The following is a 17908-nucleotide window of genomic DNA, read 5'->3' on the forward strand; positions in this document are numbered from 1 at the left end:
GGAGCCTCCTTGATAAAGAGGCTGACACTCGCCTGAGAGCCGTCAAGCGGTGTGTCGATGCGCAGTCCGAAACAATTCCAGATCACAAAAAGTAGCATCAAACGGCTAAACCACTTTTGAAATCTTAAAGCGCTAGTCATCCCACACCTCCTCGCTTAGTGACGAGCTTGTTGTAGCTCAGGTCGATTAGGGCAGGTCGCGCAGGCCGCTTTAAAACCACAGCGCGCTAGGGCCTCCTGCATACTGCCTTTAGAACGGCGGCAGCAGACAATCTGCACGCCAGCCTTTTGCGCAGCGCAACGGTAGGACTTCATCACATTATGACCTAGAAAATCGGTCAATAAAATGACTAAACTAGTGCCACTCGGCAATTGATCCACACGCTTTTGATGCGATACCTCACGACCACTAATATGATGCTTGACTTTAATATTGTGCGATTTTAAAAGATCGGTCAAATTACCTAAACGGTCCGCACCCACTACTAACGCTCCAGTCATAACATTCTCCTAATTCATTTATAGCTAAAATCAATCGCATAAATGAATTATAGATGATAATGATTCTCATTTGCAAGCGTTATGTCGTATTGACCTAGACTGTGTAGGGTTTTTAGAGCGCACCGCCCTAGCACTCAGACAAACTAAGCCAACATATCATCTAAGGCATGGCGAGAAATCTTTTGACTGCTACACATGGTCACGAACTCATACAGGTAATCACGCACAAACACACCCTTTCTAAGTCCTAGACGCGTGGTATGACGGCCGAATAGATGACCTACCGGAATTTGGATCAAGGCCGCATCACGCCCTGGGTCAAAAGCCATGCCAGCAATAATGCCTAGCCCCATATTCAAATTTACATAGGTTTTAATCACATCGGCATCGACCGCCTCTAAAATAATATCCGGCACCAAACCATGTTCGGCAAAGACACGGTCGATGGTGGTACGACCAGAAAAAGCACGGTCATAGGTAATCAACGGATACTGCTGAATCTGCTCCAAAGTGATATTTTTTGCTTGTGAGGTTGTTAATTGACTAAGAGGATGCTCACTACTCATCACTAACACATGCTCCCACTCATAGCAGTCAAGCGTCACAATATCACTCACTTGCGACAGAGTTTCAGTAGCAAACGCAATATCGATTTCGTCGTGCAGCAAACGATTAGCGAGCTGTGGTGGATCACCCTCACTTAAACTAACACGGACTTTAGGAAATTTTTTGGTAAATTCAATCAGAAATTTCGGCAAAAAATAACGCGCTTGGGCATGGGTACAACCAATGATCAAACTACCCTCGTCATTTTCCGCCAGATCATCGCTTAAGCGCTTTAAATTATCGACCTGACGCATAATATCGTCAATGATGACGCTCACTTGCTGACCGGCCTCAGTCAAGCCACGCAGGCGCTTACCGTGGCGCTCAAAAATAGTAATACCAAGCTCATCTTCCAACTCAATAATCGCTTTGGAAACACCGGGTTGTGAGCTGTAAAGCTGCCTTGCTGCCTCGGTTAAATTAAAGTTTTGACGAATGGTTTCTCGTACAAAACGAAATTGCTGTAAATTCATACAATGGTCGCTCCACTAACATCTCAGCTCAATTCAGTAAAGCATTATATTAATATGATTTTTTCTTATAATACACATTAAGCTTATAACGTATGAATATATAACAACATCATCATAGCAGCTACACCGTCGGCGCCTCAACTAGCGGTGGCTTAGGCTTTTTCACCCGTATTTGACGCCAAAAGAAATACACGCAGAGCATGGTCGCCAGTAAATTAAGCCCTAAGGTCCCCTCAAAAAAACCGACCGTGCCGTTAGCAATCCAACTACGCATCAGATTCAGTAAATTCATATAGAGTAGCGCCACCAAACCGGCAATCACCAGATTAATCGAGCGTCCCATCCGCGGATTCACCGCTCCTAGAGGTATGGCAAGCAGCGCCAAATTTAAGGCAGCAATGGGCATCGATACCCGCCACATAATTTGCCCGTCACTCTTAGGCTGGCGGTCGTTAATTAAATCAACAAAAGGACGCGCCTTTAGACGTGATAACACCGCCTGCCGAATCGCCTCTTCACTGCCGGCATCAGCCGTTTTAATCTGCATGGTAAAGGAGTCAAAATGCGTCATTCGAAACTCGTTCGATTCATTGCGCATATCGTAGCGATTGCCAGGACCCAAATCAATAAAACGTCGTCCCTGCACATCCACCCGATAATCCGCATGATCGGCGGTAATGGTACTGCTCCAGCCATCATCCTCGGTGATACGGGCAAAGACCCTACCCAAACCGCTCTCTAAGGTCTCATCTTGTTCAATAAAAAAGACCCGTGCACCATGCTGCGTTTCAATAAACTGACCGGTAGCAATTTTAAAAATATCTGAACGTTGCTCAAAGCGCTGACGATACTCTTCAATTTTGGCATAGGCCCATGGCGACACCTGAATCGTCAATAAGCCAATCAGCGCACAAATTGGCAAGGCAACACGTAATACCGGTTTAAGCCAAGTGATTAAGGAGATCCCGCTGCTAAACCACACGACCATCTCATTTTCCCGATAACTGCGGGAAACGGTAATAATCACAGCAATAAATAAGGTCACTGTTAAAATAGTGGGTAGCGCTGTCACACTGGAAAAGGCCGCAATCCCTAGGACGATATCCGAGCCAATGGTGCCCTCTGCTGCCTGGCCCAATAACCTAACCAACAACACACTGAGCCAGACCACCATCAAGGTAGACATCACCACCCCGGCGTGACTGCTTATTTCGTTAACTGCTGAGCGTTTGAATAGCGACATAGAGATTCTTAAGCGATAATAACTAACACAATGAAGTTTTAATTATAAGGAATAAGGACAGACAAATGGAATTTAAAGTACAGCAAGCAAAGTCATTTGAAGAGATTAAGACCGAGGCCTTAATTGTCGGCGTTTATCAGGAGCAAGCACTTGGCCTTGCGGCTGAAGCCATCAATAAGGCGTCGAAAAATGCCATTGCCCCATTATTAAAAAAAGAATTTAAAGCCACCCTGGGCAGCAGTCTCGTCCTACGCCATCTTAAAGGCGTGGAAGCCGAGCGCATCGTCCTAATCGGTCTTGGTAAAAAGGAAGATTACAATGCGAAGGCGCTCATCAAAGCGCATGAAGCACTAGCTAAGCTATGCAATGAGCTAAGCCTAGAAAAAGTGACCAATACCTTATTATTGGAAAAGGTGACGACGCTCTCCCTAGCCGAAGCCCTTAGATTGGCCACACGTACCCTTGAAAATGCGCAGTACAGCTACACCACCACCTTGGGCAAAGAAAACAAAAAGAACCAGGATAAGCCTACGCTAGAGCAACTGGTATTTCTACTTGATGATAAGCATGATAAAGCCATGGATAAGGCCATTGCTGAAGGACAAGCGATTGCTCGCGGTATGGCATTGACGCGTGAACTAGGTAATTTACCGGGTAATATCGCCACTCCTAGCTACCTAGGTGAGCAAGCTAAGACGCTGGCTAAAAAATACCAATCACTGAGCGTACAGGTGCTAGAGAAAAAACAGATTGAAGCGCTTAATATGGGCGCTTTCCTATCGGTTGCCGCAGGCTCTGATGAGCCACCACGCTTTATTATTTTGCATCATAAGCCTAAAAAAGAGACTAGCACCAAAGCCCCCATCGTCTTTGTGGGCAAGGGTGTCACCTTCGATACTGGCGGTATTTCATTAAAACCAGGCGCTTCAATGGATGAGATGAAATGGGATATGTGCGGTGCGGCTACCGTCTTAGGCCTGTTTAAATTTATCGCTGAGATTGAGTTAGAGCGCGAAGTCGTCGGTCTCATCCCTGCCACCGAAAATATGCCTAGCGGTCATGCCACCAAACCGGGTGATGTGGTCACCAGTATGTCTGGTCAAACCATTGAGATTCTGAATACCGACGCAGAGGGTCGCTTAATTTTATGTGATGCCTTAAGCTACGCCGAGCGCTTTGAGCCGGCAGCGGTGATTGATATTGCCACCTTGACGGGCGCTTGCGTAATTGCCCTTGGTAAGGTCAATAGCGGTCTTTTTGCCAATCATGAGGAGCTCAGTGCAGCCCTGCAGCAAGCGGGTAAAGATGCCTGCGATACAGCGTGGCCAATGCCTTTGGACGAAGAGTATCAGCAGCAATTAAAGAGCGATTTTGCTGATATGCAGAATATTGGCGGTCGTGACGCAGGCGCCATCACAGCCGCATGCTTCCTAGCACGCTTTACTAAAAAGTATCCATGGGCGCACTTAGATATTGCGGGTACAGCGTGGGATAAAGGCGGTGCGACCAAGGGCTCCACTGGCCGTCCAGTACCTTTATTAGCCCAGTATTTATTGGATAATCATTAATGGTAGGAAATGGTCATGAGCGTTAGGGTGTATTTTGCGTTTGGGGTTCGACACCGCATTCAACAAGCGGCACTGACGGCTGCCAAAAACTATCGCTCGGCCAAAAAAATCCTGGTCTATAGTTCTGAGCAAAAGCGACTGGATGGCTTCAGTCGCATGCTCTGGGATGTTGCGCCGACTGCCTTTGTGCCACACGAACAAGTGGAATCCGCGGCGCATTTAGCGCAACTCATCCATGAGGACTGGGGGCACGAGCAGCAGCCAACGCCCGTGCTGTTGGTGCAGGATCCGAGTTTACTGGCTGCTAGCGAGCTCGCTGCCATTGCAGAGGAGGTGTGGCTACTTAATCTTGATTTGGCCTGTCCGCCGCATTATACGCAGTTTGCCTGTGTCCTCGAAATTGTTTCCGAGCACGAGCAGGATAAGCAATACGCCCGCAATCGCTGGAAGCACTATCGCAACGATGGCGCTAATCTAATTGCACACCAAATGACTAGCAATTAAAGGAATCAAGTCATGAGTTCATTTTTTCGCAAACGCCCTCCTTATGCACCGCGTGAAGCGCCAACCAAGCAAGCGGCGCAAGAGGATTTTCCGAGCGTAAGTCCCGCCACTGAGGATGTGATAGCGGATGACTATCCCGTTGTCAGTCCATCAGAGGCCGTAGAGGATTTCCCAATTGTCGGTCCGGCAGACGAGGATGCACTCTATGACTTCGATGCGGAGATACCGACCTTAAGCCCGGCAGCAGCTGAGGTTGAAGCCGATAGCAGAGCCATTGCTGTGGAGCCTGCTCCTATGCCGGCAGCAAGCACGAAAAGAACCTTTCAGCCGAGCAATAAGTTACGCTTAGCCGAGGCACCAGCGTGGGTACAAGAGCAAGCCAAGCAAGCCGCTGAACTGTCGCATAGCGCCTCTGATATGACTAATCGCGCTAATCACACACCCCTCCAATTACAAAATGCCATTCAAGTGATTATTAATAATGAAATGGCAGAGGCGGAAAAGCGCATTAAGCAAAAAGTACTGGCTGAATTAGCAAGCTATTTTGAAAATCGCTAGTTTTTTTTCATTAAACTTTCATCAATCTAGGGGAACATACTAACTATTAGCTTGTCTATTGACACAGGTTTCAGTTTTTTGTAAGCTTTTAACACGATGTGATTTTGCAGTATTTGCCACTCAAAAGCTGTTATTATCTGCCTATTTTTAAGTTATCTATTTAGCGTTTCTTTGGAGAATCCATGAATCAATATCAACAACCTACTCAGTACCAGCAGCAAAGCACCGCCGGTGCCGTGGTGCGCAATCGTGTACTGCGTAATACTTACATGCTATTAGCCATTTCCATGATTCCCACCGTCTTCGGTGCATGGTTAGCGCTTCAGTTGGGTCTCAATCAGTTACTCAGCCCAGGCATGTCTACCATCGTCTTTTTTGCAGGCGCCTTTGGTCTGATGTTTTTAGTCGAGCGTAATCGTAACAGCGCTGCCGGTGTCGGCTTCCTGCTATTGTTTACCTTCTTTATGGGGATCATGCTCTCACGCATGCTAGGCTTTGTGCTCAGCATGAATGACGGTGCCAATTTGATTATGTTGGCCTTTGGCGGTACGGCAGCGATTTTTGCGACGATGGCTACGATCGCCAGCACCACCAAGCGTGACTTCAGCCATCTACACAAAACCTTAATTATCGGTGCGGTGGTACTGATTGTGGCGGCTATTGCGAATATCTTCTTGATGATTCCAGCCTTGACCCTCACCATCTCGGTATTAGCAATCGTGATCTTCTCGGCCTTTTTGCTGGTTGATATTCAGCGTATTGTACAAGGCGGTGAGACGAACTATATCAGTGCTACCCTCTCCGTTTACCTAAGCCTTTACAATATCTTTGTGAGCTTATTAAGCATTTTAGGTATCACTAACAACGATTAATTGCAGCTTGCTGTATACAAAAACACCGGTATCGCAACTAAGTGATACCGGTGTTTTTATTGCTCTAAAAGTAATAATGCCGTAGCAAGGTCGCCACGCCTAACAACAAAAAGAGAATACAGGCGCCAATACGAACTTGTTTAAAGGGCAAGAGCTTCATCAAATATGCCCCCAAATACACAACGGGCACATTCGCTAGCAGCATCCCTGCCGTACTCCCCACTAATACCATTGAAAAGTTCTGGTAGTTAGCGGCAAGCAGCACCGTAGCAATTTGTGTTTTATCACCAATCTCGGCAAAGAAAAACAGTATGGTAGTCGCGACCAATGCCCCCCACTGCATATACTTTTCATCGACCGCATCGTCTTTATCGGGAATTAATAACCACAGACCCACGGCAATAAAGCTAATAGTCACAATCCACGTTAGGTGAGTTTGATTAAGATGCTCGGCAATCCACATACCGAACCAAGCAGAAACCGCATGATTCAATACGGTAGCGATAAAAATACCACAGACAATGGCGGACTTACGTGCAAACACAGCAGTGAGAAAAAGAGCTAATAACTGTGTCTTGTCACCGACTTCGGCCAAGGCGACGGCTAAGAATGAGGCGATAAAAGCGTCCAAGCTAAACTCCTAAGCAGTGGGCAGATACGATACAAGACAAACACAAAACCGCCCACTAGCAAGCCTTGTGTCTGTCTTAAGTCTCGTTAATCTGCTCGCTAGGAGCCGGTAAGCTCTCATGCGATAGATGCTGTCACCATGCCGAGATAATGGCAAATGTGTTGATGACCGCTTCGTAGGAAGATACGACTAACTACTCCCCTAAGAACGCTTGAATTATAGCATGTGTCAACGCTAAAGCAAGCGCAGGTAGTCGCTTTGGATTTACTCTTGATGCGCGCGCACTAAACGATGCAATGATTGAATCACATCACGGGTTTTCAGCTCGCGTTGCTCCAACTGCTCATCCAAGCGTTGTCGCATGCGCTTACGCCAATGCAGATTTTGTGCGGGATCATAGAAGTCAGGTTGCGGATCCGCGAAGCCGTAGCCGGTTTGTTCTAATAAGGTCCACTCAAAACGACGTAACACAATATTTTCATTGAGCCCATCGGCTAGCTCACGCAAGCACTCGCTATACATATCAAAGAGTTCGGGATGCGGATCCTCTGGGGCCAGGAACTTCAGCAATAATTCATTCATATACCAAGCCGGCATCAGCGCACGGCCTTGGATCGGGAAAAAGCCATTATATTCTGCGCGAGTCAAGGTTTTAACCTCGCCCTGCCCACTCCAACTGAGTAGTAAGGGATGAAAATGACTAAGAATCGGTCGCATGACTGAATAGGGGCGCTTTGCCCCCTTGGCCACCGCCACCACCACGCCATGCTCTTTGGCAAACACATGGGCGACCACTGAGGTTTCACTCCAAGGGTAAGCGTTAAGAAGAAAGGCCTCGGCCTCTTGTACTCGCGCCTTACGTCTACTCATAGCCTAAGTCACGCAAAGCACCCTCATGCTCTGACCAACCCTTGCGGACCTTGATAAAGACTTCCAGAAACACTGGTTTTTCTAACATGGCGCGAATTTCTTGACGGGCTTCACTAGCGATGCGCTTCATATGCTGACCACCTGCGCCTAACAGAATGGGCTTATGCGCTTCACGCTCCACCACCACGCAGGCATTAATCCGCACACCCTGATCATCCTCTTGCCAATCCTCAATCAACACTGTGGAAGAGTATGGCAATTCATCACCGACTAAACGAAAGATTTTTTCACGTAATATCTCAGCAGCGATAAAACGCATGGAACGATCCGTTAGCGCATCTTCTTCAAACATAAACTCGCCCACTGGCAGGCGCTGCGCAATTTCATCTAATAAAATATCGAGTTGCGTGTCTTTTAAGGCACTCACTGGAACCACTGCATCATAGGGATACTTGGCAATCAGCTTGGCAGTAAAATCAAATAAGGCCGCTTTGTTTTTTAAAGCATCGATTTTAGAGAGCACCAAAATCACCTGCTTATTTTGTGGCAAGAGCGGTAGCATATTTTCATCACCAGCTGACCACTTGCCTGCTTCTACCACATGCACCACCACATCAACCTCAGACAAGGCCTGCGTCACCACACGGTTCATCATACGATTCATGGCGCCCCCATGACGCATTTGGAAGCCTGGCGTATCGATAAACACAAACTGCTGATTATCTCGTGTTAATACGCCCTGTATGCGGTGACGGGTGGTTTGAGACTTGCGTGACACAATCGAGATTTTGGCACCGATAAGCGCATTGGTCAGCGTGGATTTGCCGACATTCGGGCGTCCTACAATGGCAACAAAGCCACAACGCTGCTGATTACTTGTGCTCATTTGATGGTTCCTGCTCAGTTGCAACCGGTAAACTCAATTGCGTGGCTTGACGTTCCAAGTACTTTGCTTTACTAAAATGTGGTTGCGACAAAATAGGTTGCAGCTGCACCAAAGCTAAAGCAGCAGCCGACTGCTCAGCCTGACGACGGCTATGGCCGCTGGCCTCTGTCACAATGCCTAAGTCCTCGACCCGACATTCAACCACAAACTCCTGGTCATGGGCTGCACCGCGGGTATCAACCACCACATAGCGTGGCAAGGCCAGACGCTTAGACTGTAAAAGCTCCTGCAAGAGGGTTTTATTATCCTTGCCAGCGGTTTTGAAATCGACACGTTCAATTAACGGCTTATAAAGACGTGCAATCACCGCCTGTGCGGTCTGAATATCCGCATCTAGATAAATCGCCCCAAACACCGCTTCTAAGGCATCTGCCAAAATGGACGGTCGTCTAAAACCACCACTTTTTAGCTCACCCTCACCTAAGCGCAGCACCTCAGATAAACCCAAGGTGCCGGACAACTCTGCCAAGGTCTGTTGATTCACCAGACTAGCACGAATGCGCGACAGATCGCCCTCATCCTCTTTTTTCAACCCATCAAAAAGTATCGATGCAATGGTGAAGTTAAGAATAGAGTCACCCAGGAACTCTAAGCGCTCGTTATTAGACTGCCCATGACTACGGTGCGTCAAGGCGCGGATTAATAACGCCTCGTTAGTAAACTGATAGTTCAGCTTGTCTTGTAATTGTCTTAAATTCATCGCTAGCGTTAGTTAATGGATCCAATACGATCAAAGTTAAAGCCCAAGTTCATCCACACAAAAAATGCCTTACCGACAATATTTTCCTCTGGCACAAAACCCCAGAAGCGACTATCGACACTATTGTCACGATTATCGCCCAGAGCAAAATAATGGCCCTGTGGTACGGTACAACTTAGCTGCTCAGCCGTGTACTCGCAGTGATCCATAAAGGGATAACGAATATGCGGCCGCGCCAAGTTAGCATAAGGCAACTTCAGAATATTATAAGTCTTGCCGTCGGCCATTTCCGCAAACTGCTCCGGCGCACCACCCTGCTGCTCGGGGTTAATATAAGGCCCTAAATCCATTTGACCATAAAGCTGACCATTGACCGTGAGGGTCTTATCGTGATTATGATAGACCACGCGATCACCCGGCAGCGCCACAATGCGTTTAATATAATCCACCTCTGGCTGTGGCGGATAGCGGAATACCGCCACATCACCGCGCTCCGGACTACCCACGGGGATAAGTTTTTTGTTGATAACTGGAAACACCACTCCGTAGGAGAATTTATTGGCGAGGATCATATCCTTAGCTTCTAGGGTTGGCAACATCGAACCGGAAGGTATTCTAAACGGCTCCACAATAAAGCTACGTAACACAAAGACCGCTAAAATCACCGGAAAAAAGCTATGCACTAGGTCAATAAACCAACCACGATGCTTTGCCTCAGCCTCACCGTAGGCAGCCACTCTGCGCGGCCGGAGTAAGAGCCTATCAATGACCTTGACCACGATCGCGATGATTAATAAAAGTAATAAAATTAGGGCGTAATCCATGATGATCTAGCTGCTCCGCGTATTAATCCTCAACTTGTAAGATCGCTAAGAAGGCCTCCTGTGGAATATCCACGCTACCAACCTGCTTCATGCGTTTCTTACCCTCTTTTTGCTTCTCTAAGAGCTTTTTCTTACGTGAGATATCACCACCGTAACACTTGGCCAAGACGTTTTTGCGTAAGGCCTTGACGTTTTCACGGGCGATAATCTCGGCACCAATGGCACATTGAATGGCCACATCATACATCTGTCGCGGAATCAAGGTGCGCATCTTGGCAACCACCTCGCGACCGCGTTGACGGGCGTGCTGACGGTGCACAATCATGGATAAGGCGTCAACCTTATCGCCATTAATCAAGAGATCCACGCGCACCACATCGGAGCTGCGGAACTCAACAAACTCATAGTCCATGGAAGCATAACCGCGCGACACCGACTTCAAGCGATCGAAGAAATCCAACACGATTTCGGCCAATGGCATTTCATACACTAAATTGACCTGACGGCCGTGGTAAACCATGTTTTTCTGAATGCCACGCTTTTGATTACAAAGCGTCATCACCGGCCCCACGTAGTCCTGTGGCATCAATAAACTCACCTGGACGATGGGCTCACGAATATCGGCAATCTCACCCACACTCGGCATCCGTGAAGGGGTTTCAACCGTGATCACCTTGCCGTTATTGAGCTCGACTTCATATACCACTGACGGTGCGGTGGTAATGATATCCATATCAAACTCACGCTCTAAGCGCTCCTGCACGATCTCCATATGCAATAGCCCTAAGAAGCCACAACGGAAACCAAAACCGAGCGCCTCCGAGACTTCCGGCTCAAACATCAAGGAAGCATCGTTTAATTTAAGCTTTTCAAGCGAATCACGGAGCTGGTCGTACTCACTACTCTCAACCGGATAGACACCAGCAAATACCTGCGGCTTAACCTCTTTAAAACCTGGCAAAGGTGCTTCGGCCTCCTTGCCCACCACCGTGATGGTGTCACCCACCTTGGCGTGTTCGAGCTCCTTAACCCCTGAGATAATAAAGCCTACCTCGCCCGCACTTAACTGCTTGCGCTGCTCTGACTTCGGTGTAAACACACCCACTTGCTCACACAAATGGGTTTGATTGGTCGACATAAAACGCATGCGATCCTTAGGCTTAAGGACGCCATTGACAATGCGCACTAACATCACTACACCGACGTAGTTGTCAAACCATGAGTCGATAATTAAGGCCTGTAAAGGCGCCTCGGGATCACCCTCTGGTGGATCAATTCTCTCGACAATGGCCTCAAGAATCTCATCTATCCCCATACCCGTTTTAGCACTGGCGGGAATCGCTGCAGAGGCATCAATACCGATCACCTCCTCAATTTCGGCCTTGGCGGCATCGGGATCGGCTGAGTTAAGATCCATTTTATTGAGTACTGGTATCACCTCCACATCGAGCTCAATCGCTGTGTAGCAAGTCGCTACCGTCTGCGCTTCAACCCCCTGGGAAGCATCCACTACCAGTAATGCGCCCTCACATGCCGAAAGCGAGCGACTCACCTCATAGGCGAAGTCCACGTGTCCGGGCGTATCGATTAAATTTAAATTATAAATATTGCCGTCTTTGGCTTTATAGTGCAAAGCGGCCGTCTGTGCCTTAATAGTAATACCACGCTCACGCTCAATGTCCATGGAGTCTAGCACCTGAGTTGACATCTCACGCTCAGACAGACCCCCACAACGCTGAATTAAGCGATCGGCCAAGGTCGATTTACCATGGTCGATATGGGCAATAATAGAGAAATTGCGTATATGCTGCATGAATTCCGAAAAAAAGCAATAAGTAACAAAAAAGGCGCGTAAATTGCGCCTTTTTTAGCGTTCAACCACCGTATATTGTACTTTATTTTTCAGGTTGAACTGCGACCCACTGCGTTAAATTATCACGTCGTATCAAGATAGCGGCATTTTTGTTTTTTGCCAAGCCCTTGACCAACTGATGATATTGTTCAACGCTTCTAACATCCTGATCATTTAAGACGAGGATAATATCATCCACCATCAGACCAGCTTCAACCGCTGCACCTTGGACATCGGTGATGACGACACCGGCATCGTTACCTAGCAGCTGCTGTTGCGCCGGCGACAGTTCAGCCACTACCAGACCTAAACGATCGGCTGCGGTCGACTTATCCGCTGGCGACTCACGATTAGACTTAGCCGCTAAGGCCGCATCGCCATTAACCGCTTCTACCGTGATTTTTAACTCGACGGCTTTACCACGACGCCATACCTCAATGGTGGAGTCAGTGTTAGGACGGGTCTGGCCAACTAAACGGGGTAAATCCGACCATTTTTTGATGCTTTTGCCGTCAAACTTAGTGATCACATCACCAGCACGCACACCCGCTTTTTGGGCAGGACTGCCAAGCTCAACATTACTTACTAAGGCACCCTCGGCATTTGCCAAGCCAATGGCTTCAGCCACATCCTCTTGCACCTCAGAAATGGTCACGCCAATACGTCCGCGAATGACCTGTCCATTTTCCTTAAGCTGCTCAACCACCTTCATCGCTTCATTAATCGGAATCGATAAAGAAATACCCATAAAGCCGCCGGAACGAGAAATAATCTGCGAATTCACGCCGACCACCTTACCGCTCAGATCAATTAAAGGACCACCCGAGTTACCTGGGTTAACCGCCACATCGGTTTGAATAAAGGGCAAATAGTCACCGGTATCACGATTAATGGCACTCACAATACCCGCCGTTACCGTGGAATCCAAGCCAAAGGGTGAGCCAATAGCCAATACCCATTGACCCTTTTGCAGATCATCTGAGCCGCCGATAGTTAAGGGCTTTAAGCCACCTGCCTGCACTTTCAGTAAGGCCAAGTCAGTACGCTCATCGGTGCCCACCACCTCTGCCGTCAATTCCTTACCGTCATTCAGCGTGACGATGATTTTAGAGGCTTTATCAATCACGTGATTATTGGTGATGATATAGCCATCTTCAGAAATAATAAAGCCAGAACCGACACTGCTTGGCACCTGACGCTCGGCTCGATCGCCCTGCTGCGGGCCACGGCGATCATTATCTCGGCGCTGCCCCGGAAAACCGAAATCGGGACCGAAAAAGAAGCGGAAAATCTCCTCCATATCCTGATCCATGCCGAAGCGACCACCACTAAAACCGCGTACAGGCACAGACTCCATGGTGCGGATATTGACTACGCCAGTCTCTGTCTTGGCCACGATCTCAGTAAAGTCCGGCAAAGCCACCAGGCGATTTGTCGTTGTTGGCACCGCTGGCGCAGCTTGATTTGCAGCTGGCGCCTCTTGCTTCACCACCGGTGAAGGGACGAGCTTATTATCTTGAGCAAGTGCCTGAGTAGCAAATAAACTCATGGCCAACAAGGTGGATACAAAGGTTTTTTTTACTAACATAAAAATGTCCTTGAATACTAGTAGATAAAATATAAGCACCTAATCCGCAAGCGAACGATGCTGAGCAGATTCCGCCACGGCTTGCAAGCTTGCAATCGGCATAGCACCTAGCGCAGTAAGCCAATAATCGCCTACCCGTCTGCTGTAAATATTGACCGGTCCTTCAACCATATCGGATTGTCCGTATTGCGCCTGATCCTCTGGCGTCAGCTCTTGAATAAATAAGGAAAAGGAGGAAAGACCGTCTGAAAGAGTTAGTTGACGAACCTCCTTATTGGTTCCCATCAATAATTTAAAACTAGTCACTTGATGAAACCCGCTAGGAAAACTAAATTCCCAACCCTCAGCCGCCAAGTCGACCTCATCGCTACGTGGCTTAAGATGCTCCCAATTCACATAGTCATGCGCTGTATGAATTGCCTCAGGATCGATTTGCTCGTCAAAATGCACTTGCGTAAAGAGGGCCTGACTAATCACTTGCTGCTTGGCATTCACCGTTTCGATTTGTAGCAATAAGCGCTTAAGCGGTTCAACACAAAGCCTAAAACCGTAGCGACTGTCATCGCGTGGTTCTAAAAGAATTTTTTTACATTGAATCCCAGCCACTCGACCCGGCGCCTTTAATTCATGCGCAAAGTAATAATTAGCAATACCGTCGGCCTTGCTCAGTAAAAGACCGGGAAACTCATGCTCCCGAATCGGCATACTAATCACAATCTGTTGCTCAGGGACTAATTGGATTTGCTGATCGTCGGTACGCAAAATCTCAATCGGACTAGCATCCATGGAGTAGATGCGACGCAATAAATGATGGTTGTTGTAGAGGTTGGTAATGGCCGAGGTCACTAACTGCTGATTCGCCCAATGCGATACAAAAACACCCTGATAATTTACCTGAGCGGAAGCCAATTGAATCTGCGTCAGTAATTGCTCTAGATTTAACTCCTCCACTGCCTGTCCCACTTGACTATCTGCAGCCACTGATGACGGTGCCGCCTGCGCACTCAAGGTTGAGCCTAAACACAGTGCTAACAGCAGGGCTTGGGCGTGATGTATCCACTTAATCATTGAGCAAAACCTGCGCCTTGGTAATTTACCTGCATAAATGGCGTTTGTGCCGACATATCACGGTGTGAACGTAAATACTCGGGATAGGTGCGACGATACTCCTCGCTGGCCGCGCGAGCAGAGGAAACAGCTGCCGACGCACTATGCACAACCGTCGGTGCCGCACGGAAGCTACGCACTGGACTAAGCTCGCCATGATCGGTAGTGGCTGTGAGCACTGGCTCTCTGGTCGTGTGTAAGGTGCTCGCTGGGGTCGTAGGCGCTACTGGGGCACTAGACACTAAGGCTGGTGCCGTCAACTCCGCACCCGATTGAATCTCCGCCGACTGAAAAACACTATAGGTCATCACGGTCGCAATCGCAGCTGCCACCCCACCGGCCACAAAGGCTAAACGCGCTTTGGGCTTGGCTGGTAGTTGGTGAATACTCGCCGTAGTCGCAGACTGAACGGGGAGCTTTGCATAGCCACCATCGGTACCGGTCGCCGGCAGCGCATCCTCCCAGCTTGACGCCTCAGCCACATGCGCAGGCTCAGCAGCCAAGGCCTCTGCCAAGCGCATTGAAAAGCGCTCGGAGCTACGAATCGCCAGACTGCCATCGCGCATCACATCACTAATCAGATGATAGCGCTTAAGCTCAGCATAGTGACTATCATCCATACCATCTAGCAATGCGCTCAGCTCGGCATCGCTTAATTCACCATCTAAAAAAGCACTCAGACGCTCGGCTTGATCGAGGTGCTTAGCAGCTGATAAATCTATCGTAGTACTCATTTACAAGACATCCTTTTGGTGGGTAGCTACCACGGCCTACCATCACCATCGCTACCCAATAACGACTTGAGACGCTCTGAAATCGCCTCACGTGCCCTGAAAATACGCGAGCGGACGGTGCCGACAGGACAGTCCATCACACCCGCAATTTCTTCATAGCTTAAGCCCTCAAGCTCTCGCAACACAATCGCTTGGCGCAATTGCTCGGGCAAGTCATCAAGTGCTGCCTGCAAAGCCTCTAAAATCTCGCGATTGTGCATATGTGTTTCAGGGGTTTCTCCATCTGTTAGATTATCTAACAAAGAAAAAGTTTCACCATCCTGACTCTCCAGTTGATCTGAGACAAACAGCTGATTTTGTTTACTGGAAAGATGATTTCTGGCGGTGTTAACCGCAATCCGATAGAGCCAAGTATAAAAGGCGCTCTCATTGCGAAACTTAGGCAAGGCACGATATGCCTTCAGGAAGGTTTCCTGTGCCACGTCCTCAACATCACTTTGATTGTATAAAATGCGCCCCAGCAGCCGCAAAATGCGTCGCTGATACTTACTCACTAACAGCTCAAAAGCCCGTTTTTCACCGGCTTGAGCTCTTTTTACAAGGGCTGCGTCTAATTCCCGCTCTGTACTCATGCCATTATCTCCTGAGACCAATTATGACATAAGGCATTAAAGCGACGCTTCTCTTGCGCTTTTAAGGCATGTAAGCAAATGATTAATTGATGGCGCTTGCCGTCCTCTGCCTGCAGCAATAAATAACACCAAAACAAGACATAACGCACGGCGATCGGCTTGCAACGAATCGCAGCCGCTCGGGTACCCTCACGACGAGAATCATAGGGATAATAGCGACACTCACCCTCCGGACTCAGGGACAGTCCCCAAGTCCTTTGGGAGGAAGCATGTTTTAAAAAAACAAATAAGAGTGACGCAATCAAGCAGGCAGTAATAAAGTCGAAAAAAAGTAACAAAGTGAGCCAGATTAAGCCGGCCTTAAAAAAAATCGCATAAGCGCTCGGCTTAATCTCTAAACTCTGATACCAAACTCGGTTTAAAACTGGCGAGGACATGCAATAACACTAGACTTTCTTAACAACCATTGAGCCGTTAGTGCCACCAAAGCCAAAGGAGTTAGATAGCGCATACTCAATCGCTACGTCACGCGCTTCATTGGCACAATAGTCTAGATCACACTCAGGATCTTGGTTGATAAGATTGATGGTTGGTGGCGATTTCTGATGATAAACCGCTAGGGTCGCAAACACGCCCTCAATACCACCAGCCGCACCTAATAAGTGCCCTGTCATTGATTTGGTGGAGTTAACCACAACCTTGTGCGCATGCTCACCTAAAGCCAGCTTTAAGGCTTTGGTCTCATTAACATCACCCAGTGGTGTGGAGGTACCATGCGCATTCACATAGTTAATCTGATCAGCATTAATGCCGGCATTTCTCAAGGCATTGACCATACCACGGCGAGGACCGTCTTCATTTGGTGCAGTGATATGATGCGCATCGGAACTCATACCGTAACCGACTAACTCACCGTAAATCTTGGCACCACGCTTTTTGGCATGCTCATACTCTTCGAGTACCATCACGCCAGCACCCTCACCCAAGACGAAACCGTCACGGTCAACGTCCCAAGGGCGCGAAGCGGCCGTCGGATCATCATTGCGCGTAGACAGTGCACGCATCGCCGCAAAACCACCGATACCTAAAGGAGATACCGTAGATTCAGCGCCGCCAGCAATCATAATATCGGCATCACCATACTCGATCAAACGACCAGCATCACCAATCGAATGAAGGCCAGTAGTACACGCAGATACCACCGCATAGCTCGGCCCCTTTAGACCTAGCATAATGGTCAGGTGGCCTGAAATTAAGTTAATCAATGAGGCTGGCACAAAGAAAGGATTAATACGGCGCGGCCCCTTATCAAGGTAGGCCGTTTGTGTTTCCTCAATCCGAGGTAAACCACCAATACCGGAGCTCACGATCACGCCAGCACGCTCAGGGTTAATCTGATTAATATCTAAACCAGAGTCCTGCCACGCATCCAGGCTGGCAGCAATACCGTAATGGATAAAGGTATCCATCTGCTTGGCTTCTCTAGCGCCAATGTACTTAGTGACGTCAAAGTCCTTGACCTCACCTGCAATCTGAGAGTTGAATTCACTCGCATCAAAACGGGTAATCGGGCCAATACCTGAGCGGCCATTGACCAAATTATCCCATGCGGAATCAATGGTATTTCCAACAGGTGACACAATGCCCAAGCCTGTTATGACGACTCGTCTTCTCACAGAACACTCCTTAATGAGTTGTTA

At 48.2% G+C, this 17908-nt stretch carries 19 protein-coding genes; 4 read left to right on the forward strand and 15 right to left on the reverse strand.

Annotated features, from left to right (window positions below; translation table 11 throughout):
* Positions 1-155: 155 nt before the first annotated feature.
* The 3 genes from A3GA_RS0105540 to lptF all read right to left on the reverse strand — a co-directional run bounded on the left by A3GA_RS0105540 (position 156) and on the right by lptF (position 2822).
* Complete coding sequence (locus tag A3GA_RS0105540; RefSeq protein ID WP_018026401.1) at positions 156-500, reverse strand: DUF2325 domain-containing protein; 345 nt, start codon at positions 498-500, stop codon at positions 156-158.
* Between the two features lie 143 nt (positions 501-643).
* Complete coding sequence (locus A3GA_RS0105545) at positions 644-1579, reverse strand: CysB family HTH-type transcriptional regulator (RefSeq protein WP_018026402.1); 936 nt, start codon at positions 1577-1579, stop codon at positions 644-646.
* A gap of 121 nt (positions 1580-1700) precedes the next feature.
* Positions 1701-2822: an LPS export ABC transporter permease LptF gene (gene lptF, locus A3GA_RS0105550; RefSeq protein WP_018026403.1), complete on the reverse strand. Its 1122-nt coding sequence runs from the start codon at positions 2820-2822 to the stop codon at positions 1701-1703.
* A gap of 65 nt (positions 2823-2887) precedes the next feature.
* On the opposite strand from lptF, the gene A3GA_RS0105555 reads away from it, so the two are divergent.
* The 4 genes from A3GA_RS0105555 to A3GA_RS0105570 all read left to right on the forward strand — a co-directional run bounded on the left by A3GA_RS0105555 (position 2888) and on the right by A3GA_RS0105570 (position 6324).
* Positions 2888-4390 (forward strand): leucyl aminopeptidase, encoded by a 1503-nt coding sequence (locus tag A3GA_RS0105555; protein WP_018026404.1) that lies wholly within the window; start codon positions 2888-2890, stop codon positions 4388-4390.
* Between the two features lie 15 nt (positions 4391-4405).
* A complete protein-coding gene (locus A3GA_RS0105560) occupies positions 4406-4894 on the forward strand; it encodes a DNA polymerase III subunit chi (protein WP_018026405.1) in 489 nt (162 codons plus the stop codon).
* 12 nt (positions 4895-4906) lie between these two features.
* Positions 4907-5452, forward strand: a complete 546-nt coding sequence (locus A3GA_RS0105565) for a hypothetical protein (RefSeq protein WP_018026406.1) — start codon at positions 4907-4909, stop codon at positions 5450-5452.
* A gap of 182 nt (positions 5453-5634) precedes the next feature.
* A complete protein-coding gene (locus A3GA_RS0105570) occupies positions 5635-6324 on the forward strand; it encodes a Bax inhibitor-1/YccA family protein (RefSeq protein ID WP_018026407.1) in 690 nt (229 codons plus the stop codon).
* A gap of 64 nt (positions 6325-6388) precedes the next feature.
* Here the strand turns inward: A3GA_RS0105570 and A3GA_RS0105575 are convergent, their stop codons facing one another.
* From A3GA_RS0105575 to fabF, 12 genes are all read right to left on the reverse strand, one after another.
* A complete protein-coding gene (locus A3GA_RS0105575; protein ID WP_018026408.1) occupies positions 6389-6955 on the reverse strand; it encodes a TMEM165/GDT1 family protein in 567 nt (188 codons plus the stop codon).
* A 264-nt stretch (positions 6956-7219) separates the two neighbouring features.
* Positions 7220-7825: a DNA repair protein RecO gene (recO, locus tag A3GA_RS0105580; RefSeq protein WP_018026409.1), complete on the reverse strand. Its 606-nt coding sequence runs from the start codon at positions 7823-7825 to the stop codon at positions 7220-7222.
* Positions 7818-8711, reverse strand: a complete 894-nt coding sequence (era, locus tag A3GA_RS0105585; protein WP_018026410.1) for a GTPase Era — start codon at positions 8709-8711, stop codon at positions 7818-7820. Before era ends, recO begins: the two co-directional genes overlap by 8 nt.
* Complete coding sequence (gene rnc / locus A3GA_RS0105590; RefSeq protein WP_018026411.1) at positions 8698-9471, reverse strand: ribonuclease III; 774 nt, start codon at positions 9469-9471, stop codon at positions 8698-8700. The genes era and rnc overlap by 14 nt, the downstream gene beginning before the upstream one ends.
* 8 nt (positions 9472-9479) lie before the next feature.
* Entirely contained in the window at positions 9480-10295 is an 816-nt protein-coding gene (gene lepB / locus A3GA_RS0105595; RefSeq protein WP_018026412.1) for a signal peptidase I, read from the reverse strand.
* A 22-nt stretch (positions 10296-10317) separates the two neighbouring features.
* Complete coding sequence (gene lepA, locus A3GA_RS0105600; protein ID WP_018026413.1) at positions 10318-12108, reverse strand: translation elongation factor 4; 1791 nt, start codon at positions 12106-12108, stop codon at positions 10318-10320.
* Positions 12109-12190: 82 nt separating this feature from the next.
* Positions 12191-13735 carry a Do family serine endopeptidase gene (locus A3GA_RS0105605; protein ID WP_018026414.1) on the reverse strand — a complete coding sequence of 515 codons (1545 nt, stop codon included), beginning with the start codon at positions 13733-13735 and terminating at the stop codon, positions 12191-12193.
* 39 nt (positions 13736-13774) lie between these two features.
* Positions 13775-14803 (reverse strand): MucB/RseB C-terminal domain-containing protein, encoded by a 1029-nt coding sequence (locus A3GA_RS0105610; protein WP_018026415.1) that lies wholly within the window; start codon positions 14801-14803, stop codon positions 13775-13777.
* Positions 14800-15576: a sigma-E factor negative regulatory protein gene (locus A3GA_RS0105615; RefSeq protein ID WP_018026416.1), complete on the reverse strand. Its 777-nt coding sequence runs from the start codon at positions 15574-15576 to the stop codon at positions 14800-14802. The genes A3GA_RS0105610 and A3GA_RS0105615 overlap by 4 nt, the downstream gene beginning before the upstream one ends.
* Before the next feature lie 26 nt (positions 15577-15602).
* Entirely contained in the window at positions 15603-16208 is a 606-nt protein-coding gene (gene rpoE / locus A3GA_RS0105620; protein ID WP_018026417.1) for an RNA polymerase sigma factor RpoE, read from the reverse strand.
* Positions 16205-16645, reverse strand: coding sequence for a hypothetical protein (locus tag A3GA_RS0105625; RefSeq protein ID WP_018026418.1), 441 nt, complete (start codon positions 16643-16645; stop codon positions 16205-16207). The genes rpoE and A3GA_RS0105625 overlap by 4 nt, the downstream gene beginning before the upstream one ends.
* 9 nt (positions 16646-16654) lie before the next feature.
* Positions 16655-17884, reverse strand: coding sequence for a beta-ketoacyl-ACP synthase II (fabF, locus tag A3GA_RS0105630; protein WP_026156825.1), 1230 nt, complete (start codon positions 17882-17884; stop codon positions 16655-16657).
* Between the last annotated feature and the right edge of the window lie 24 nt (positions 17885-17908).

The organism is Oligella urethralis DSM 7531, assembly GCF_000372065.1.
In the GTDB taxonomy this organism is placed as follows: domain Bacteria; phylum Pseudomonadota; class Gammaproteobacteria; order Burkholderiales; family Burkholderiaceae_B; genus Oligella; species Oligella urethralis.